22 protein-coding genes and 1 tRNA gene are annotated in these 19698 nt (G+C 48.0%); 7 read left to right on the forward strand and 16 right to left on the reverse strand.

Annotation, left to right across the window (positions count from 1 at the left end):
* Nucleotides 1-19: 19 nt before the first annotated feature.
* The 3 genes from DET_RS07825 to DET_RS07835 all read right to left on the reverse strand — a co-directional run bounded on the left by DET_RS07825 (nt 20) and on the right by DET_RS07835 (nt 2256).
* Nucleotides 20-472: a hypothetical protein gene (locus tag DET_RS07825; RefSeq protein ID WP_010937201.1), complete on the reverse strand. Its 453-nt coding sequence runs from the start codon at nt 470-472 to the stop codon at nt 20-22.
* A gap of 66 nt (nt 473-538) precedes the next feature.
* Nucleotides 539-826 carry a hypothetical protein gene (locus tag DET_RS07830; protein WP_010937202.1) on the reverse strand — a complete coding sequence of 96 codons (288 nt, stop codon included), beginning with the start codon at nt 824-826 and terminating at the stop codon, nt 539-541.
* Nucleotides 827-846: 20 nt separating this feature from the next.
* Nucleotides 847-2256 carry a reductive dehalogenase gene (locus DET_RS07835; RefSeq protein ID WP_010937203.1) on the reverse strand — a complete coding sequence of 470 codons (1410 nt, stop codon included), beginning with the start codon at nt 2254-2256 and terminating at the stop codon, nt 847-849.
* Nucleotides 2257-2677: 421 nt separating this feature from the next.
* On the opposite strand from DET_RS07835, the gene DET_RS07840 reads away from it, so the two are divergent.
* The 3 genes from DET_RS07840 to DET_RS07850 are packed head-to-tail and all read left to right on the forward strand — an operon-like array spanning nt 2678 to nt 4412.
* Nucleotides 2678-3133 (forward strand): PAS domain-containing protein, encoded by a 456-nt coding sequence (locus DET_RS07840; RefSeq protein ID WP_010937204.1) that lies wholly within the window; start codon nt 2678-2680, stop codon nt 3131-3133.
* A 26-nt stretch (nt 3134-3159) separates the two neighbouring features.
* Nucleotides 3160-3747 carry a sensor histidine kinase gene (locus DET_RS07845; protein WP_268741272.1) on the forward strand — a complete coding sequence of 196 codons (588 nt, stop codon included), beginning with the start codon at nt 3160-3162 and terminating at the stop codon, nt 3745-3747.
* Between the two features lie 5 nt (nt 3748-3752).
* The gene (locus DET_RS07850) at nt 3753-4412 is read left to right on the forward strand and encodes a response regulator transcription factor (protein WP_010937206.1); all 660 of its coding nucleotides are present in this window, start codon (nt 3753-3755) and stop codon (nt 4410-4412) included.
* 220 nt (nt 4413-4632) lie between these two features.
* Here DET_RS07850 and DET_RS07855 read toward each other — a convergent pair whose 3' ends face one another.
* From DET_RS07855 to DET_RS07865, 3 genes are all read right to left on the reverse strand, one after another.
* Nucleotides 4633-5025: a NifB/NifX family molybdenum-iron cluster-binding protein gene (locus DET_RS07855; protein ID WP_010937207.1), complete on the reverse strand. Its 393-nt coding sequence runs from the start codon at nt 5023-5025 to the stop codon at nt 4633-4635.
* 163 nt (nt 5026-5188) lie between these two features.
* Nucleotides 5189-5458: a hypothetical protein gene (locus DET_RS07860; protein WP_010937209.1), complete on the reverse strand. Its 270-nt coding sequence runs from the start codon at nt 5456-5458 to the stop codon at nt 5189-5191.
* 26 nt (nt 5459-5484) lie between these two features.
* On the reverse strand, nt 5485-6969 hold the full coding sequence (locus DET_RS07865; RefSeq protein WP_010937210.1) for a reductive dehalogenase: 1485 nt from the start codon (nt 6967-6969) through the stop codon (nt 5485-5487).
* Between the two features lie 226 nt (nt 6970-7195).
* On the opposite strand from DET_RS07865, the gene DET_RS07870 reads away from it, so the two are divergent.
* Nucleotides 7196-7684, forward strand: coding sequence for a MarR family winged helix-turn-helix transcriptional regulator (locus DET_RS07870; RefSeq protein ID WP_010937211.1), 489 nt, complete (start codon nt 7196-7198; stop codon nt 7682-7684).
* 76 nt (nt 7685-7760) lie between these two features.
* Here DET_RS07870 and DET_RS07875 read toward each other — a convergent pair whose 3' ends face one another.
* Both DET_RS07875 and DET_RS07880 read right to left on the reverse strand, forming a co-directional pair.
* Complete coding sequence (locus tag DET_RS07875; protein WP_010937212.1) at nt 7761-8033, reverse strand: hypothetical protein; 273 nt, start codon at nt 8031-8033, stop codon at nt 7761-7763.
* 18 nt (nt 8034-8051) lie between these two features.
* Nucleotides 8052-9530 carry a reductive dehalogenase gene (locus DET_RS07880; protein ID WP_010937213.1) on the reverse strand — a complete coding sequence of 493 codons (1479 nt, stop codon included), beginning with the start codon at nt 9528-9530 and terminating at the stop codon, nt 8052-8054.
* A 274-nt stretch (nt 9531-9804) separates the two neighbouring features.
* Between DET_RS07880 and DET_RS07885 the strand changes: the two genes are divergently transcribed.
* Nucleotides 9805-10983: a PAS domain-containing sensor histidine kinase gene (locus DET_RS07885; RefSeq protein ID WP_010937214.1), complete on the forward strand. Its 1179-nt coding sequence runs from the start codon at nt 9805-9807 to the stop codon at nt 10981-10983.
* Complete coding sequence (locus DET_RS07890; protein WP_010937215.1) at nt 10980-11657, forward strand: response regulator transcription factor; 678 nt, start codon at nt 10980-10982, stop codon at nt 11655-11657. The genes DET_RS07885 and DET_RS07890 overlap by 4 nt, the downstream gene beginning before the upstream one ends.
* A 56-nt stretch (nt 11658-11713) precedes the next feature.
* Here DET_RS07890 and DET_RS07895 read toward each other — a convergent pair whose 3' ends face one another.
* From DET_RS07895 to gatB, 8 genes are all read right to left on the reverse strand, one after another.
* The gene (locus tag DET_RS07895; protein WP_234943815.1) at nt 11714-12088 is read right to left on the reverse strand and encodes a hypothetical protein; all 375 of its coding nucleotides are present in this window, start codon (nt 12086-12088) and stop codon (nt 11714-11716) included.
* Between the two features lie 133 nt (nt 12089-12221).
* Nucleotides 12222-13055 carry a porin PorA family protein gene (locus DET_RS07900; protein WP_010937218.1) on the reverse strand — a complete coding sequence of 278 codons (834 nt, stop codon included), beginning with the start codon at nt 13053-13055 and terminating at the stop codon, nt 12222-12224.
* 269 nt (nt 13056-13324) lie between these two features.
* Nucleotides 13325-13597, reverse strand: coding sequence for a hypothetical protein (locus DET_RS07910; RefSeq protein WP_010937219.1), 273 nt, complete (start codon nt 13595-13597; stop codon nt 13325-13327).
* A 19-nt stretch (nt 13598-13616) separates the two neighbouring features.
* Nucleotides 13617-15119: a reductive dehalogenase gene (locus DET_RS07915; RefSeq protein ID WP_010937220.1), complete on the reverse strand. Its 1503-nt coding sequence runs from the start codon at nt 15117-15119 to the stop codon at nt 13617-13619.
* A 399-nt stretch (nt 15120-15518) separates the two neighbouring features.
* Complete coding sequence (locus DET_RS07920) at nt 15519-16349, reverse strand: prephenate dehydratase (RefSeq protein WP_010937222.1); 831 nt, start codon at nt 16347-16349, stop codon at nt 15519-15521.
* A gap of 450 nt (nt 16350-16799) precedes the next feature.
* A complete protein-coding gene (locus tag DET_RS07925) occupies nt 16800-17648 on the reverse strand; it encodes an SAM hydrolase/SAM-dependent halogenase family protein (RefSeq protein WP_010937223.1) in 849 nt (282 codons plus the stop codon).
* 12 nt (nt 17649-17660) lie between these two features.
* On the reverse strand, nt 17661-17879 hold the full coding sequence (secG, locus tag DET_RS07930; RefSeq protein ID WP_010937224.1) for a preprotein translocase subunit SecG: 219 nt from the start codon (nt 17877-17879) through the stop codon (nt 17661-17663).
* Between the two features lie 2 nt (nt 17880-17881).
* Nucleotides 17882-19360, reverse strand: a complete 1479-nt coding sequence (gatB, locus tag DET_RS07935; RefSeq protein ID WP_010937225.1) for an Asp-tRNA(Asn)/Glu-tRNA(Gln) amidotransferase subunit GatB — start codon at nt 19358-19360, stop codon at nt 17882-17884.
* Between the two features lie 127 nt (nt 19361-19487).
* On the opposite strand from gatB, the gene DET_RS07940 reads away from it, so the two are divergent.
* Nucleotides 19488-19563 (forward strand) — tRNA-Ala (locus tag DET_RS07940).
* The last annotated feature ends 135 nt before the right edge of the window (nt 19564-19698 follow it).

Consider the following 19698-nt stretch of genomic DNA (forward strand, 5'->3'; position numbering starts at 1 on the left):
AGAGCAGCCGCGCTAAAAATCAGACTACGGTAAAAGAAACGCTGATTAACTCCGATATATCCAGGTAAACCACAGCCGTATAATCACCGGCAGCAAAGCCGCTTTCCTGCTGCGGATAAAACTCAATGCTGTCAGGATTTTTCAGGTCACTCTCACCCACAGTTTGAGTATAAGTAAATATGATTTCGTCATTGCACTTAAGCACTATAGACAGGTCATGGCAGCATATTTCATCGGTTATCCAGTAAGTAAGGATAATTACTTTTGTGCCTTCGGCAAATGTAGTGGCAGGGTTTACCGGCACGCCCTGAGCATCTATCTCAGTAGATACTTCGCCCTTGATTATACGTACGTAGGTATCAGGGCAGACGTTGTCAGCAGGCGGTTCAACATAGGCATCATTGGCACAGCCGGTGATGAGCAGGCCTAAACCGGCCAGTATACTTAGTAAGCTAACCGCCTTCAGTTTCATTGATACCCTCGTAATTAACAATTTTTTGGGGGGCTGGAACCCAGCCCCCCACACTCTGCCAAACAGTTAGCTAGCTTTTTGCCTGACAGCAACCAGACGCCAGACTATGACAAAAAGGATAAGCGCCGGGATACCCATAGCCAGTGCACCAAACCAACCGGCTGTCATGTACATTTCAATCTGGGAGCCCATAAAGTGCTGGATGGCCATTATCACCAGTGCCAAACCAACCAGGCTCATCAACCATTCGTACCACTTAAGCCCGATGTTTTTGGAGCGAAGCCAGCTTACCAGCAAGGTTATTGCAGCCCCCAAGATAGCCCCGGTAATTAAAACTGCAGTAAAATCAAACATTATTCACATACTCCCTAAGTTTATTTGACCAACAATGCCGGGTTTACACCATAAGCAGGAATCTGCTCCAGGGGTAGATCCCACCATGATTCAGGCTCTTTGTGGCCATAGTTAAAGGTCTCGGACATGCTCCTGAAGAAGCTGTTGAACACCGGGGTAACAGACATAGTGCCCTTAACAACCTCGTGGATTAGGGAAGCACCAGCCGTACCGAAGGGACACGCACCCATGCAGGAACAGCAGTTACCCATGCACTTGCGGTAATCCAGCCGCCAGCCATTGTAGCCGGGGATATTCCACATACAGGTATCACCGCCAACGCTCTGGTCGGCAGCCCAGTCCTGTCCGCAGGCGTTATCCCAGGATTTATCACCCATGGCAATAGCCCCGAACGGGCACTGGGTTCCGCAAACGCCGCAGGTTTCGCAGAAGCGTTCCATACCGGCATCTATGGGTTTGGTAACCGCCAAAGGTAAATCAGTAACTACCCGATACTGTCCTCTAAGATGTGAACCGTATTCGGGAGAGTTAAGGGTAGTACCCATGCGGGTATGTTCACCCACGCCGGTCATAATGCCAAAAGCGGCTGAGGGGCAATAGTTACCGGCATTTATGCTTTGGTAACCCAAACCACGCAGGAACTGTTCAATAAGCAGGTCTATTCTCTTTACATGGGTATAAGCCATGGGGAAGCCAGCCCGGCCTACATGGCTGGGCATACGGGAAGTCAGCTCGGTATCCTGCAGATTTGTCCAGTGGATTACCCATTGGCAATTATTGGGAATAGCAAATCTGTCTGTCGTTGACTCAAATAAATCTATATCCTCGAAAGTAACCTTTTGTTTTCCCACATATGAGTAAAACAGTTTGCGGGTCTTCTCATCCACCGGGGCAACAGTTACGGAACTGACACCAAAGCTGCGGAAAGCGGCCCGGATAGTCCGCAGGTTTTCTTCCGGAGTACCCTGCCACTTGGGCATAGGGCCTATTGAAGTGTTGCCCGAAAGCTGGTCAGGGGTAGGTGCGGGGGTTCTGACAGTCTGGGTACCCATCCAGGTGGAATACCAGGCCTCGTTAAGAGCCCGGTCACGCAGGGTAGTACCTTTCCAGTCAGGAAATTCCCTCTTAACAAACTCTTCAATTTCCAGATAGTAGCTGTAATACCCGTCTGACCTGCCGGCCATAACATCACGGCCGGGCTGGCCGCGTCTGTCCATCCGGTGAATCTGATTCCAGTCAATTTCCAAAGTAGGCTCATCAACTTCTTTTACAAACCAGGCTCTTTTCCAGCCAGCGGTAGGAGAGGCAGTGACCTCATCTAGGTCGTGAAAAACCGGAGATACGGCTGCCGCTGCACCAATACCAGCACCAGCCAAACCAAGCGTTTTCATAAAATCTCTTCTGCTTACGGTTGAATGAAAACTATGCATGTGTATTACCTCCTGAACATAAATTTGATACTGACAATGATTCTGGTAAAATGTACTGGGGAAGGTGAAACTAGATTAGTTGCCTGTCTTTTATGCTTTGACCACCTACCTTTCAGGCGGCCTGTGCCAAATAGGCCACCGGTTTATTTAGAGCAAACAGAATACTCACCCGTTAAAAAGATGAATATCCCTAAAGGTGTGATCCCGACTCTCCACTGGCAACTCAGGCTAACACCCACTAAACTGTTATGTAATTGTACATAACACGTATCTTAGCTGGACTTTAAGGTCTTTGTGAATCTCTTTGGGTACACCCAAAATACGTAGACCGAAATACGTATATTAGTTGTGAAGGCGTATTTACGCTTGCATCTGGTAAAGCTATTATTTCCGAGTATAATATTATTAGTCAGGTTAGTGTATGCAAGAAGAACAGAGCCACATTAACACGGATAAAAGTGCTAATCCGCCTGTTTTAAATGACTGGGCGACAACACTTCTGGACGCAGCCCCGATTGCCTTCTACCTGCTGGATAAAGACCTGAGAGTCATTGAGGCAAATGCCAAGGGAATAGAGTTTCTGGGTAAAAAATCCCGCTCAGAGGTCATTAACAGAAATATCATGGATGTTGCCCCCGGAATACCGCCTATTCATATCCACAGCTACAAACAGATTCTCAAAACGGGCATACCCAAAATATGCCCCAGCATCAAAGCCTGGCCGACAGTTGGGGAAAACCGGTATATAAATTCGATACGCTTTCCGGTGCGGGACGGTCTGGGCATTATCGTGACAGACATAACTGACCAGTATAAACTTGAACGTGAGCTCAAAAAAATAAAACCCAGCTTAAAGAGCTGGCTTCAGCCTATGTAAGTTCACAGGAAAACGAAAGGGAGCTGATTGCTTGCGAGGTGCATGACCGGGTAATCCAGCTTCTGATTAGTTCCTGCCGGCTGATTGAAAGTACCAAACAGGCCGGCACCGATTCACCCCAAATGAATAAATCCCTGAACGAAATAAACGACACAATCTTAAAAACTATCGCCGAATGCCGCCTGATAACCAAACAGCTATACCCGTCTGTATTATCAGAAGGCGGACTGGTTTCGGTTATAACCGAAGAGCTAAGTGCCTTGAAACTAACCGGCATGTCAGCCGAACTGACAACCGATAAAACCGCCCCTATACCCAAACCGGTTGCCGAGGTACTTTACAGGATATTCCATGAGGCTATCTGGAATGCCCAGAGACATTCCAAGGCCAGCCATATTGATGTTATACTAAAAATAGTGGAAAACGGCGTAAGACTGGCGGTTATTGATGACGGATGCGGGTTCAATCTGTACAAATCCCTGCAATCCGGCAAATTTGGCGGGCTGAAAAGTATGCGCAGACGGGCCGAACTGATGGGCGGCAGTTTCAATATAGAAAGTGAGATAGGTAAAGGTACATCTATCGAAGTTTTTATCCCGTTTTCGGTAGGGTAGGGAAAATGCTTGAGAGTAAGATAAAAGTACTGATATGTGATGACCATGACATAGTTTGTCAGGGGTTAGTAAATATTATTTCCTGCGAAGCTGATTTGGAAATAGTGGGGTGCGCGGCCAATCTAAGTTCAGCTTTGACCATGATAAGAGAATTAAAACCGGATGTTGTCCTGGCTGATATCCGCCTTGGAGATGAAAACGGATTTGACCTGATAAAACAAAGCCACCGGGCGGGGTTCAAAATACCCTTTATCATGATTACAGGGTTTAAAAACGAATTTTACGTATCCAAGGCCATAGAAAACGGGGCAGCCGGACTGCTATCCAAAGAAAGCCCCGGCAGAGTAATAGTTAATTCCATCCGCCTGACTTTTGACGGCAACAGTGTCTGGCCGATGGAATTATTAAAAAACACTTATAACAGTCTGTCCATATCACATTACGCATCAGATACAGATACCAATCTGGCTGTGCCTAACTTCACACCGCGGGAAAAAGAGATAATTAAATTTCTGCTGAAGGGCAATACCAATAAAGCCATTGCCCATGAACTGGGTTTATCTGATGTTACCGTGAAAAAGAGCCTTAAAAATATTATGACCAAACTCCATGTTGATAACCGGATGAAACTGGCAATGGTCATAAGCAGGCTTAGCCTGGACTAGCAAAATGCATTTCCCGACCTGCCTGAAATGCCAGCCCGGTTTACACGGATATTCCGTCCCGGCTTTGCCGCCGCTATAAAGACAGTTATCCCCTTAAGCCCTAATAAGCAGGCAGAACAGCTTTCCCCTGACATATAAGTGAGCAGGCCAAAACAGCCGTTTCTGCCCGCATGAGTTCCGCAGTTTTGAAACCGCCTAGATAAGCCGGGTAGAATCTTCTTTAGTGCAAACGCTCTGTCAGATTCGGCAGTTTGCCTTCAAGGTAAAGCTTCAGGGTGGTGTCTATATCCGCTACATCAGTCATATGTACATCAATTCCAGCCTGGCTAAGGCTTTGCCGGGCACCCATACCCATACCGCCGGCTATCACCAGCTGGCAATCAGTAATATTTGAAACCATACCGGCATGAACAGATTGGGAATGGGCATTAAACCCGTGGCAGTCCCCGGCGGCATGATTATGCTGCATGCCCTCGGTATGGTGACCGGATTTGGGTCTTTGCTCTTTGCCAATAACCTGGCCATTTTCAATACTTGCCACCAGATAATACCCGGCCCGTCCGAAATGCTGACAGATTGTTTTCCCGTCGTCAGTGACTACTGCAATTTTCATTAACTATTCCTCCGCTTGCTTGATAGGGTAATACACCCTTTTTATTTCGGGCATATGCTCTTTATTAATATTAGCCCATTCCTGAAGGTATAGCAAACCCTGCGCATAATAAAAAGCGGGGGAACAAGTCCCCCGCTTCCAGTTCAAGCACCAAAACTTAAACCTAGGTCTTGTTGGCTCTCCTTACGGACAACTGCCAGGCTACCCCCAGCAGAATAAGGGCAATAATGCCAAAGATAAGCGCCCCCATCCAGGCTGACTGGGGCTCATTCTCACGCAGAGAGCTGAAATAATGCTGACCGGTAGCGAACAGGGCTAAGATACCCAAACCAGCCAGCAGCCATTCGTACCATTTGGTAAGTATTCCTTTGCGCACCAGCCAATTGACCGCCAAAGCTATTGCCGCGCCGGCAAGCAGTCCAATCCAAAACATTTCATTACTCCTTTATTCATTAAGTCTTAGTAGGATGTATTTATGCCGTAGGTATAGTCGTCTATATTCCACCAATCACGCGGGTCCTTGCGTCCGTAACCCATAGTTTTCTCCATATTGGCAAAGAAACTGTTGAAAACAGGGGTAACGGAAACGGTATTGCGTACCAAATCATGTATAAAAGAACCGTCACCGTTGGTATTAAAGGGGCAGCTGCCCTGGCAGACCGGACAATGCGGGCAGGTGGTGGTATTGGTACGCCAGCCGTTAAAACCGGGGCGGGTACCGGGCTGGGTAGCCTCCCAGGACGGGTCACCCTGCTCAATAAGGCCAAACGGACAGCTATCCGCGCAGATACCGCAGGTCTGGCAGAATTTATAGACACCGAAATCTATAGGTTTGGTTGCCATCAGGGGCATATCGGTAATAATTACCCACATAGCCCGGTTGGTCGTGCCGTATTTGGGAACCAGGGTAGGTGATGACATCCGGCAGTGTTCTCCCAAACCGGTCAAGGTGGCTATAGCATTAGTATGATAACCCGCCATATGGGTGGAAACCGCAGTATAGCCTAAGGCATGGATAAATTCCTGGATTATAGCCCCGACAAAGGGGAATCTTTGATAAGACCAATAAACAGCCGCATCCTCATATTCACCGGCCTGGCGCCGGGTAGATTCGTAAGGCTGGCGGGCAGTCCACTGGAGTATATATTTGGCTTTAGCGGGAATGACCAGCTTGGTGGCAGTCTCAGCCGCTTCGTCTACGTCTTCTATGACCAGCTGTTTGCCGCCGCTTGTCTCATGGAAGAGCTTGAAAACATCTGAATCCATTTCCTGAGCACCTACATCACAGCCCCCCAGAAAACGGACTACCTGCCGCAGGGTAAGCAGATTTTCTTCAGGAGTGCCTTCCCAGCGCGGTACACCGAAGTCCTGGGGGCGGAGTGTTTCACTGGAACGGAGACCCAGGAATGAGGTGAAGGTAGCCGTGCCTCCGGCTGCTGAAATAGCCTGGGCCACATTAACCCGTTTACCGCCCATGTTTATTTCACCCGGCCACATACCCATCCGCATAAATTTGGTGGCCATAAAGAGGGCGGTTGTGCGGTTATCACCCAGACCGGCATAGCCGGGGTCCCAGCCCGGAAATTCCTTTTTCATGTAATCAAAAAGGACCTGGGCCTGTTCAGGGCTGGCCCAGACACCCGAACTGCCGCCGGGAATCCCCATGGCATACCTCTCCTGAGCCGACAGGGTCGGTCTGGCCTGATAGGGGAAAGTACCCTCCATCTTGGGCAGGTTTTGCCAGTCAATGGGGACTGAAGGATTTTTGAAATCCCGCTCCTTTACCCACCAGGGCAGTTTCTGCACTCCGCCTGATGACGCAGTTACCTCATCCAGGTCATGGAAAACCGGGGCAGCAGCGCTAATGGTCCCTAAACCTGCTCCGACTACCCCAAGGCTTTTCATAAAATCACGCCGTGAGAGTGTGGAATGAAACTCTTTCATAGATTTCCCCTTTCGAATTCTGTTGAGCTATCACTGTTGTTATAATTTTTATTTTTAGCTTGCTATCACCCTCTTTCGTCACTATATTAGTCTATATAGACTAGTCTATATAGACTAATATAGTGACGGTTCATTGTCAATAATATGTATTGAGATTTGGCAAAAACTGCTTGAGAGATTAAGATATAACAACTAAATAAAAGATAATTACAAGCACAGGACAAAAATGAACAAGTACGAAACAGTAAAACTGGAACATTTACTCTGGATAAACATAGTTCAAACTCGGCATGTCATGAACCGGCTCTGGGAGCGCAGAATGAAGGAATCCCATCTAACAACCGAAAAATTCACCGTTATCCATGAGCTTTTATGCCTGGGCGGAGAATCTACCCCACATAATCTGGCCAGACGTATTGTATTTGAACCCCATTCTATCTCAGCTATGCTCAGCCGCATGGAGAAAGATGGGCTTATTACCAAAACCAAAGACCTTGAAAAAAAACATATGGTTCGGATAAAACTAACCGAAAAGGCCATGGATCTTTACCCCAAGGCCTTAGAGATATCACTGGAAATATTCACTAAATTGATGGAAGATATTCCCAGAGAGGATAAAATAAAACTGTCTGAGTCCTTGACCCAGATACGCAATAAAGTTTTAGCCGCTAACCCAGCAAAAGGCAAAAAGCTTACACCTTTCAAATATACTTGAAACGTATTCTATTCAAAAGATTTTAGAACGGGGGAGGCTTAAGCCTCCCCCCGCCTAATACCGTATAGCGATAAAATCAGGCTTTCTTTGCCCGGCGGGCAGCCAGCTGCCAGCTAAGTGCCAGCAGGATAATCCCCGGCAGACCTATTACCAGCAGGAACATATTAGCTGCTTTGGGCTCTACCTCTGCCAGACTGCCGAAGTAGTTCTGGATGGTGAAAAGGAGCATAAGCAGGCCAACTGCGCCAATCAGCCACTCATACCAGGTCAGGCTGAAATTGTGCCGTTTCATCAGCCAGATAAGCCCCAGTATTAAAGCACCAACTAATATACCTATCGTAAACCACATATCACTATCTCCTAATTCTTACTTTCCGTACCCGCCGTCTCTGACACCCATAGTGGTATCAAAGCCGTATCTGGGCAGGTCAAGATCCCACCATTCGGCCGCATCATGATGGCCGTAGCCAAAGGCAACATCAGCCTTCCAGAGGAAGCTGTTAAAAATACCGGTGGTGGATAGGGTGGATTTAACAACCTCATGTATCATGGCTTTGGTATTTACATTAAATACACAAACGCCGGTACATATCTGGCAGGTAGCCCCGGTGCTGTGCTGATACAGCTTGCACTCAGGTTCATTCTTGAAATAAGCCCTCTTACCAGCCGTACTCCAGGGGCCGGCCGGTTCCCAGGTGGGCTCTTCTTCAAAGGATATTGCCTTGGCCGGGCAGGTATCCGCACACTTTCGGCAGCTGTGGCAGAAGCGGAAAGCCCCGAAATCTATAGGCTTGCTGACGGGCAAAGGCAGGTCGGTAATAAATTTGTAAATACCAACTACCGCACCTTCCTCAGGAATAACACACTGGTTTATTCTGTCCATTTCACCCAGACCGGACAAAGTACCCACAGCCGGGGAGGGACAAATACCATTGGGGAAGGGGGCAGACTGGAGTCCCTGATACCCCAATGTCTTGAGGAACTGCTGAACACAAGCCATAGTCTCGTGGTTAAGGCGGTAACGGCTCATATTAGCGGCATAACAAACACCCGAAGGAGCGGTGCGGTACATTTCTTTGGGCATGGGGGTAGTATAGGTAACTATCCAGCGGGCCGTATTTGGGATAACATAATTAGTGTCAGTCATATAGCCCTTATCCACGTCCTCAAATTTATATGACATAATAGGGCCATTGAAAAACATCCGGCTGGCATCCTGCGGGTAGAGCATTTTTTTAACATTGGTATCCAGCTCTATAGAAGCAATCTGTCCAGCCCCGAAAAACCTCATAGCAGATTTGAGCAGGGCAAAATTCTCTTCAGGAGTTCCCTCCCATTTAGCCACCCCCAAAGTTTCGTGGGTCATGATAGAGCCGACCAGTTCGGGAATAGGCGCCGGGTCTGCCAGTACCGGAGTAACCGGCTCCCGCCAGCCTGCCTGGGTCAGAAAATGAGGCCAGCTGGCCTCCTGAATGGCGGTATCCAGCAGCGAAATAGCTTCACGTGAACCAACCTTTTGTGCCCCTTCCTTAAGGGCTGTCTGCCCCTGAGCCATAGCTGTATTTACCCTGTCCCATCCTACAAATTCGGCCAGCAGGGGCGGAAGATGGCAGCCTTCGGTTGGTATAGCCAAAGCAGCCATTTTATCCCAGTCTATTTCAATAGTAGGCTTGTCAACCTCTCTTACCCACCAGGGGCGTTTGTTAACAGATGAATCAGCAGAGGCTACTTCATCAAGGTCATGGAAAATCGGAGAGACGGCGGCCACTGCGCCAATACTGGCACTGGCTAAGCCTAACCCCTTCATAAAATCTCTGCGGCTAAGACTAGTGTGAAACTTGTTCATAACTTTTTCCTTTCCTGCAAATGTCTCCAGCGTGTCAAAGGGTATTTTTCAGCTTGGTCTTATCTGCCCCTCCTTTAGGTTATTTGAAGCTATCTGGATATTATAAATAAGCACGGTAAACCGAACGGTAAATCTGAGCAGCTGAAAGTAAAGTTAATATAAGGCTTAATTAAGTATTCTTAACTATTGCCAACCTGAGCATCGGCGGCCAGCATCTGGTTATAGGCAATATCCTGGCAGTATAATATAGCTATAAACACCCGGGAGAACCTGAGTGGAAACAGACGAACTTAAAGAAGAACTGGCCCGGTTAAAACAATGTAATTACACTCTGAAAAAAGAGCGTCTGAAATACCGCGAACTTTTCAACCGCGCTAATGACGCCATACTGCTGTTCAAGTTTAATAGCCCCAATGAGCCGGTAACTATTACCGAAGCCAATACCGCCGCCTGCAAGCACTTCGGCTATACGTACGAAGAACTGATAGGCAAAACAAACCTGTTTATTGATTCCCCCGAAACAGCAATCCGGGGGACGGAAATACTGAGTGACCTGTTTGAAAAAGGGCATGAAGTGCTGGAAATAGCCCACAAGAATAAAAACGGCGAGAGTATCCCGGTTGAGATTAACCATAAATTGATTTATCTGGCCGGTGATACCATGGTTATTTCGGTTATCCGGGATATAACTGCCCGAAAGAAAAATGAGCAGGAACTGCGGGAGTCTTTAGAGCGGGAGAAACAGCTCCGGGAAACACTGGAAAATGAAATAAGCCAGCGGGTAACCTTTATGAGAGCTTTGGTTCATGAACTGAAAACCCCTCTGACCTCCATGCTGGCTACATCTGAACTGCTGAGCAAGAACCTGAAGGAAGAACCCAACCAGAGTTATATGAAATGCCTGTATGCGGGCATCCAAGACCTTAATCTGCGGATTGACGAGCTGCTGGATATTGCCAGGGGAGAAATAGGGCTGCTAAGGCTGGAATGTGAACCGCTGAATATTTATGAACTGCTTAAAGACGTAAATGAAATAATGAAACCCGTATTTGAATCAAACGCCCAAAAGCTGACTATAAATATCCAAAACCCGCTGCCTATTATGATTGCGGATTATAAACGTCTCAAGCAGGTTATCTTAAATTTGCTGGATAATGCGGCTAAATACACTAATGTTGGCGGAGATATCCGGCTTTGTGCCTCAACTGATGATAAGTATTTGATAATTGAGGTCAGGGATAACGGCAAAGGCATGAGCCTCAAGGAAACAAGTAATTTGTTTAAGCTATATTCACGCAGCCATAAAAAAGGCTCTCCTTCAGGCCTAGGGATAGGCCTGGCTTTATCCAAGATGATTATTGACCTGCACCAGGGTGAAATAAGAGTGAAAAGCAAACTTGGGGAAGGCAGCACCTTTACTTTTTCCATACCGCTGAGGCCGGAAGCCCCATGAAGATACTTATTATTGAAGATGATTACAAGATAGTGCAGGCAATATCTTTTGCTTTGAAAATAGGCTGGCCTGATGTGACCCTGCTGAGCGCTTCCCGCGGGGAAAGCGGGCTCAGGATGATTGAGGAACAAAGGCCCAACCTGGTTATCCTTGACCTGAGCCTGCCGGATATGGACGGGCTGGAAGTTCTGAAAGACGCCCGGCTTTTCTGTGATACCCCCATTATTATTTTGACGGTACGCTCGGAAGAATCTGATGTAGTGGAGGCGCTGGAGCTGGGGGCAAACGAATATATCATAAAACCCTTCCGCCAGATGGAGCTGCTGGCCAGGATACGTTGCATACTCCGCCGCCCCATAACCACCAGCAAAGATGCCCTGCTGGAATGGGGGCCGTTTAAACTGGATTATTTTAAAAGGCTGCTGTTTATAAATGAGAAAACTGTCATCCTGACCACTATTGAAAGCCAGATTATGCATGAACTTCTTAAAGATGCCCCCAATATAGTAACGTATTCAAGGCTGTCCGAACTAATTTCGGGGGGGCATTATCCAGAAGTGGTTAACAGCATAAAGGTCCATGTATATAACCTGAGGCATAAACTTGAGGCGGATTCCTATGCCCCGAAATATATTATGAATATGCATGGGGTTGGTTATTTTCTATCCAAGTAAGCGTAATCACCCTGATGAAAGCCCCGTTTAAACATGCTTGCAAGACGGATTAAATACTAACCGGTAAATTCGTCTTTGGCAGCCAGCAGCAGGATGACAGCCGGAATACCGGTCAGGATAAATGAGCAGGCCGCCGCTGCGGCACCAATCAGTGCCCATTTCCATTTCTTCCGCAGGAAAATAAAAACACTCCCGGCCAAAGCCGCCAAGGCAATTACAAGCGCCGGTATGGGAGTATCAAAGATAATGCTGGGCACAAAAGGCGGGATATCCCCTTTGCCAAACCCGCTCCCGGCTTCCCCGAAAATTCCCACCCAATAATTCAGTATGCCCAATGCACCCATCAGGGCTGACAGAATACATAGACCGCCAGCAATCACTCTTCCCCGGCTTTTCTTTATCTGTTCATTCATGCGCTTGCCTTTCTCCATGATAACCACCAGTCAGCCTCAAATACAAGGGCAGGCGGGCGGCAAAGCCGGTACCACAAAAGCCCCGGGGTATAAAAACGGGGAGCGGGTTTTAAACCCAGCCCCCCGTTTTAGATTTGATTAAGATTTAGCCCTAGGCTGCGCGGTTACGGAAAAACCCTATTCCTATAAAGACAATTCCCACGCCAACCACTATCCAGAAGGCATAAACACTGGCCCACATAATCAGACTCTGGGTAGACTCGGCAGTGCTCACCATCTCGTCAATGGTTTCAGAGGTATAGGCTATGGTTGAAATAAATATCGGCATACTGACTGAGGGGGCAGGGGAGATTTTAAGGGTAGTAGTGGTATCTGAATACACAGGCACCCCGCTGACCGGCTCTACTTTGATATTTATCAGGAAGTCTCCGCTCTGGGGTATGCCGGTATTAGCGTAAGTACCCAGATTTATATTCTTCTGGTCTACCTGAAAGACATACACAGTCAGACCCTGATAGGTTTCTTCTTTGACGAATTTGGCAGTCAGGCTCTGGTTGGCTGTGGCAGACCAGAACGGATAGTCCTGCTTTTGGGTATCAGCCGGAAAGGTAAACTGGCCGGTGCGGCTGATATCTCCGTAACCGGCAACATTCGCCCGGGTAGTTCTATCCAGGCCATAAACTTCCTCCGAACCGAAAGGCAGCTCTGTACCGGCCTGAGCATGGGTGAACGTAATCTTCTGGTCTAACAGCAAAACATCATCTTCCAGACCGCTAGCTTTCAGGGCACGGGTAACATTGACCGGCATAGCCGGGTTTAACTGGTTGGTGGCGGAATTAAGTACCTGAACAGTGCCAGAAAAATAATAATTCTGTTCATAATCCGCCGGAAGTTTAGCCATAACCGGAAAGAATACATACACCCAGATAAAAGCCGCCGCTACTAAAAGAGCACCTAAGAATGAGGGCCACCAACGTTTGAACAACCTGATTAACCTCCTACGTCATTTTTTGTGCACGCTGATTTGAAACCGATGCCGATAATGTGTAAGCAGATGCGCCGGAGAGTCCTGTACGGCCTGCGGTATGCCGGAAGCGAGTAATAATAACATACTATTTTATTTTTTGAAAGATATTTTCAAAATTATTCATTTTGAGCAAAAATAATCCTCCGCTCAAAATACCAGTGCCCGAACTTTTCAGGTCCGGGCACTTTTAGTTTTTGCCAGAGGATATTTACCTGTTATTACAGGTTTTAGGCTTTGGAAAGTCTCCTGGCAGCCAGCTGCCAGGTTAAGGCTAACAGGATAAGGGACGGCAAGCCGGTAACCAGCAGGAACATATAGGCAGCCTTGGACTCTACTTCTTCAAAACTGCCCATAAAGTTTTGCAGGGTAAATACCAGCAATATCAGGCCGACTGCACCTATAAGCCACTCATACCAGGTAAGGTGAAGGTTTTTGTGTTTCAACCACCAGATAAAACCCAACACCAAAGCCCCAATCAAAATTCCTATAAAAAACCACATAAAGCTTTAATCTCCTTTCCTATTTACCGTAACCGCCATCAGCCGCGGTAATGGTTGAGTCCTGACCAAGAGTAGGCAGGCTGAGATCCCACCATGTTTCGGCTTTTTCGGCATCAGCACCATAACCAAAGGCCTCACCCAGCTTGTAGAAGTAGGTGTTGAAGAGAGAAACATTAGCCACAGTGCCTTTGATAATCTGATGCACCAGTGAGCCCCGGTTAACGGTAAAGGTGCATTCACCCCAGCAAATGCGGCAGCCATGAGAGGTTTCGTTGGAATACTGGCGGCACAGGGGCAGATTGTTATAAAAAGCCTTGGTACCTTTAACCGAGAAAATGGTCTCCTTGCCTTCGGTCAGGGGTATATCCCAGGAGGGTTCTTTCTCTTTGGATATAACCTGAGGCGGGCAATGGTCAGCACACTTCTGGCAGGAATGGCAGAAGCGGTAAATACCGGCGTCTATGGGGTGGGTAGGTTCAAGAGGCAGGTCTGTTAAGACGCCATATAAACGGCCGGGAGCGCCATATTCGGGAGTAAGGGTATAAAGTTTCTGGCGGCTGGCTTCACCCAGACCGGCCATAATAGCCGCTCCGCCTTCGGAACCTACGTAGCGGGCATCATTACCGATAGTGCCGATAAGCTGATAACCCAAATACCTGAGGAAGTTGTAGGTGGAGGCGTGCAGATTGCCACAGTTGTAAAAGGTATTGGAATTGGCAAAACCGCCCAGCAAAGTGCCGGAGGAACGCCAAAGCTCATTTGAACCCTGGGTTGAAAGGGCTATCTCCCAAAGGGGTACATTGGGAATGACCAGCTTTTCAGTGGTCTCATATGCTTTCGCTACATTTTCAAAGACAATGGGGCGGGCAGCGGTAACCGGTACGTCGGTACCGATGTATTTTTCGTTATTTGAATCACCCTTCTCATACGAGAAGATAACATGGTCACGATGTTCCTGGGTAAGCTCGGTATAGCCTACCAGCGAAGCACCATAAGCCCGCATAGCCGCTCTAAGCATACGGGAAGCTTCTTCGGGAGTACCAGTCCACTTCGGTTCGCCCCGTTCTTCGGGAGTTTTTACCGGAGCGGGGTCTTTGGTTTCAGCCCAGCCCGGGGCAGTACCCGGAGAAACCCGTTTAAAGCTGCCGGCTAACGCCCTTGACCGGTAAGTATATCCCGGATAATTTGAGGCAGTTCTTTCAGCCAGTTCGGCAGCGGACAAGGCCGCAGCCCCCAGAACTCTATCTGCCCCGTAATACATAGCCCTGACTCTGGCGGACTGACCCTGATTGCGCCCGTCATGGCGTTCCATCATATCAAAGTCTACCTCTATGGTAGGGTCATCAATAGGGCGTTCTTTTACCCACCAGGGACGCGGCTGAACAGCTGTATCAGAGGCTATAAGTTCATCAATGTCATGAAAAACCGGAGCTGACGCCGCAACAGCGCCTATGCCTGCCCCGGCCATACCCAAACCCTTCATAAAATCACGGCGGGATACCATGGAATGAAACTTGCTCATAAAATCCTCCTAATTTGTTGACGGCATACCTGTTCTTTCACAACGCCACCCAGTCTTTCCTGAGCGCCATAATACACACTGCACCTCACTGAAATAAATGATAATCAGGAATAGCAATACATGAGTAAATTATATATTTCAGTGTGTTTTTTACTATCCGCTTTTATACGTAATACGCTTTAGGCATTTGTACTTATTTTTCTTATACGTAAAACTACTTATAAAAAAGAGAAACTGTCCACGTAGATACAGGCGGGCTTTAAAGGGTAATCTGAAATGTTTGTTACCGGGAGAAAAAACCTGAAAACACAAAAAAACCGGTCTCAAAAAGAGGCCGGTGCAAATCGCTATATCATAAGCTTAAGGACTCTGTTTTCAATCTTTTAAAAAACAGCCGGACTATTCCTCAAACACGCTGCCCTGTTCATATGAACCCAGAACATGAATAGTCTCGGTTACCTTTGCCAGCTCTTTCAGGGCGCGCTGGGTTTCAGGCGTATTTAAGCCCCGTTCAAAATCCAGATAGAAGTAATAACCCCAGGTACGCCCCATAACCGGGCGGGATTCTATCTTGGACAGGTTTATACCCTGGTCATAAAAACACTTAAGGCACTTATAAAGGCTGCCGGCATTGTTCTCAGCCTTTATGGCCAGAGAAGTTTTATTCGCCTGAGGGGGGTATTTGGGCTCTTTGGCTATGATAAGGAAACGGGTATAGTTCTGCTTTTCAGTTTCAATATCTTTGGCCAGTATTTTCATATCATACAGCTGGGCTGACAGGTTGCTGCTGATAGCAGCGGCAGTAGTAAGGTTTTTTTCTTTTATCATGCGGACACTGCCGGCAGTATCGTAGCCCTCTATACGTATCACACTGGGGTGCTTTTCAAGGAAAGATTCGGCCTGAATCATGGCAATAGGGTGGGTATAAACTTCATGTATCTGTTCCATTTTAACACCGGGCAGGGCAATCAGGTTCAGGATAACGTGCAGATAGGTCTCGCCGACTATCTTGCTTTCATATTTGAGCAAATTGTCATAATTATCCAGAAACGAGCCGTAAAGGGAGTTTTCTATAGCCACAACCCCGTAATCAGCCAGCCCCTTTTTGACATCTTCAAATACCTGATGGGAGGTGTCACTTTCAATAATCTCGGAATCACCGGGGAATTTATGGCGCGCTACAATATCATGAAAAGAGCCGCGAGCTCCCTGTATAGAAATCTTAATCATTGGCCTGCCCCTTTCCGTACCCAGATTATGCTAATAATAGCGTTTACCGCAGGCAGAGGCAAGGGTATATATATACAGTGTTTTTGGTATAAGACACCTTCGGGTGTACAGGGCGTGGTATAATAAATACAGGCAAGGAGAATTCCTGCCAATACTGGCAAGAAGGAGGCAAGGCATTTGGAGAAACTGCAGGCTCTGTTATGTACTTGGTTTTTCCCTTGTATCGGCTCTTCGCTGGTGGGAGTTAGGGGGAGTTGACCATCATCAAGCCGGCAAAGAGCGGCGAAGGTTCCTGAGCTTTCCGGTTAGTTTACTCTACGGTTAATGAGAAATCTGGCTTTTCTGGCCAGGCGGGGAAAGTAAGGAACGACCGTTTCCCCCGAAAATTAAATACAGTTTGGAATACATTTGGGCCCCGAATCTTTTACGGGGCCCTCTTTTTTAACTTATTTATTCTCTGGCTACAGCCGGAATAATAAGGCGGAAACAGTCTCCCGGGCGGGCTGAAAGCAGACCGGCGGCACTGCCGCCCTGAAGAGCAATCTCCAGCCTCCCGCTGCTGCCGATAACAGCCAGCAAACCGCTGGCCTGAGTGTAATTTTGGCAAAGACCATGGATAGTCCGGCCCAAAATCTCCAGCCCGACAGGTTTGCCAGAAGGCAACATTTGGGGAGTAATATCGGTAACCAGATTGCCGAAATGGTCTGCATATACCACGTGCCCGGTAATAGTCCCGTCAGGAGCAGTCTCCGGGCAGGGCAGATGAAAGGCGTTTATCCAGTCAAGACGCGGCCCGAAATCCCGAAGGGGAGTACCCAGACTGATATAAGCGGCGGCCGGTGCAAATATATCCCGCCCGTGAAAGGTGGCACTGACCGCTTTAAGCCAGAAAGCGGGGTTGGTTAACTGAAAAGCCTCTACACCCCGGGGAATATCCAGCTTCAGAAGACCTTCGGCCGGCAGCAAATCACTGTTACTTTTGGGCAGATAGGGGCTAAGCACATAACTAAAAATACCGTTGTCCGGACCTATAAATATGCCAGCCGGAGTGGCTAAAATAATCCCCCGGCGGCCGCTGCCTACCCCGGGGTCTACTACAGCTAAGTGAATGGTGTCTGCCGGGAAATAGGGGCTGGCCTCACCTAATAAAAAAGCCGCCTGCTGAATATTCTGGGGCTCTACCTGATGGGAAACATCCAGCAGCCGGACATTTGGGTTTATACTCAGGATAGCCCCCTTCATGGCGGCCACATAGGCATCTTGCAAGCCAAAGTCAGTAGTAAGGGTAATAATACCCACAACTAGCCCCCTTTAGCTTAGTTTCAGCATAAGCAGAGATACCAGCAGGAACAGGACTACCAGCACAATGGTGAGTATAAAAAGGGTTTTCTCTATACCCCGTTTGGTACGGTAGACGCTGTCTGCCTGCCCGAAGATACCGCCCAGACCTCCGCCTTTTACTTGCATCAGAACTGAGAGAGTGAGGGCTACGGCCAGCACTATCTGGGCTATAATCAGGTAGGTTTGCATGTTTATCCTTCCTCCAGAGCTTTCTTAAGCAACTCCATGGCTATGTTAGGGTTGGCTCTGCCCTTGCTTTGTTTCATCATTTGGCCTACTAAAAAGCCGATAACCTGGGTCTTGCCTTCGTTATATTCGGCAACCGCCTTGGGGTTATCCGCCAGCACCTTTTTGGCAATGGATACCAGCTCGGAACTGTCGGAAATCTGGCTGAGACCCTTCTTTTCAATGATAGTCTCGGCATTTTGCCCGGTACTATACATATCTTCAAGCACCGCTTTGGCGGTGGCGGCATTTACTTTGCCGGCTGAAACCAGCACCAGCAGGCGGCACAGGCTGGCCGGGCTGACCTTGAGGGTAAAAGCGTTTATATCCGCCCCGGCAGTATTCATTATGGAGCTTACCGGCCCGACTACCCAGTTAGCCACTTCCTTTATGCCCTTGTCCTGGGGTATATTCTGGAAATCAGCTTCGGACAGAACCGCTTCAAAATAGTCTGCCAGTTCACGGCTGGCCGTCAGCAGCGAAGCATCATATTCGGACAGCCAGTATCCCTGAATAAACCTTTCTTTGCGGACTTCGGGCAGTTCGGGCAGCTTTGCCCTTATAGCCTCTATCCAGTCACAACTGATATGCAGGGGGGGCAAATCCGGTTCGGGGAAATAGCGGTAGTCATGGGCAAATTCCTTGGAACGCTGGGAGACAGTCTGGCATTTGTCATCCTGCCAGCCGCGGGTCTCCTGGCTTATCTTTTTGCCTTCATCTGCCATTTTCCGCTGGCGGACTTCTTCATATTCCAAAGCGGAAAAAACCGCCTTGAAGCTGTTCATATTTTTTACTTCCACTTTAGCCCCAAGCTCAGGCGAGCCTTCAGGCCGTATTGAAATATTGGCATCACAGCGGAAACTGCCGTCTTCCATATTGGCAGTGGAAACACCCAGATAGCGCATTATGGTCCGCAGTTTCATAAGGTACTGGCGGGCTTCTTCCGGGGTGCGCATATCCGGCTCACTGACTATCTCCATCAAAGGTATGCTGGAGCGGTTTATATCTAAAAGGCTGTAAGGCTGGCCGTTAATATCACTCTCATGGTGGAGTTTGGCCACGTCTTCTTCAAGGTGAATACGGGTTATGCCGATGCGGCGGATAGCCCCGTCTATATTTATATCCATAAATCCCTTGCCGCAAAGCGGCTGGTCATACTGGGAAATCTGGTAACCTTTCATAAGGTCAGGATAGTTGTAGTTTTTGCGGTCAAACTTGCTGAAGGAGGCAATATCACAGCCCAAAGCCAAGCCAGACATAATGGTGTATTCCACCGCCTGTTTATTTATAGTGGGCAGTACCCCCGGCATGCCCAGACATACCGGGCAGACATGGGTATTGGGTTCGGCACTGGTATAGTCCGTACTGCAGCGGCAAAACATCTTGCTTTTGGTATTCAGCTGAACGTGGACTTCCAGACCGATTACTGTTTCATATTGAGTCATTGTAGTTACCATTTCACCTACCTCTGGTTAACTAGCAAGTATATCAATATTCTTCGTCCACTGGCAAGGCAGGCCGGGTGTTTTGCTTTAATGCTAAAGCGGGCTTATGTTATAATGCCCTTTACATGGGGCTGTAGCTTAGTTGGGAGAGCGCTGCGTTCGCATCGCAGAGGTCAGGGGTTCGAATCCCCTCAGCTCCACCAAAGGTATCAATAGGTAGAACTTCCCTTCTTCTGTTAGTTCCCGGTAGCGGCAGGGTATATTTCAAGCTCACATTACGGCTATCTGTTTCAATCTTCTTAACAAAAGTCTTTAAGAAAGTCTTGCAGTCGGTTATC

Origin of the sequence: Dehalococcoides mccartyi 195 (genome assembly GCF_000011905.1) — a bacterium.
GTDB lineage: Bacteria > Chloroflexota > Dehalococcoidia > Dehalococcoidales > Dehalococcoidaceae > Dehalococcoides > Dehalococcoides mccartyi.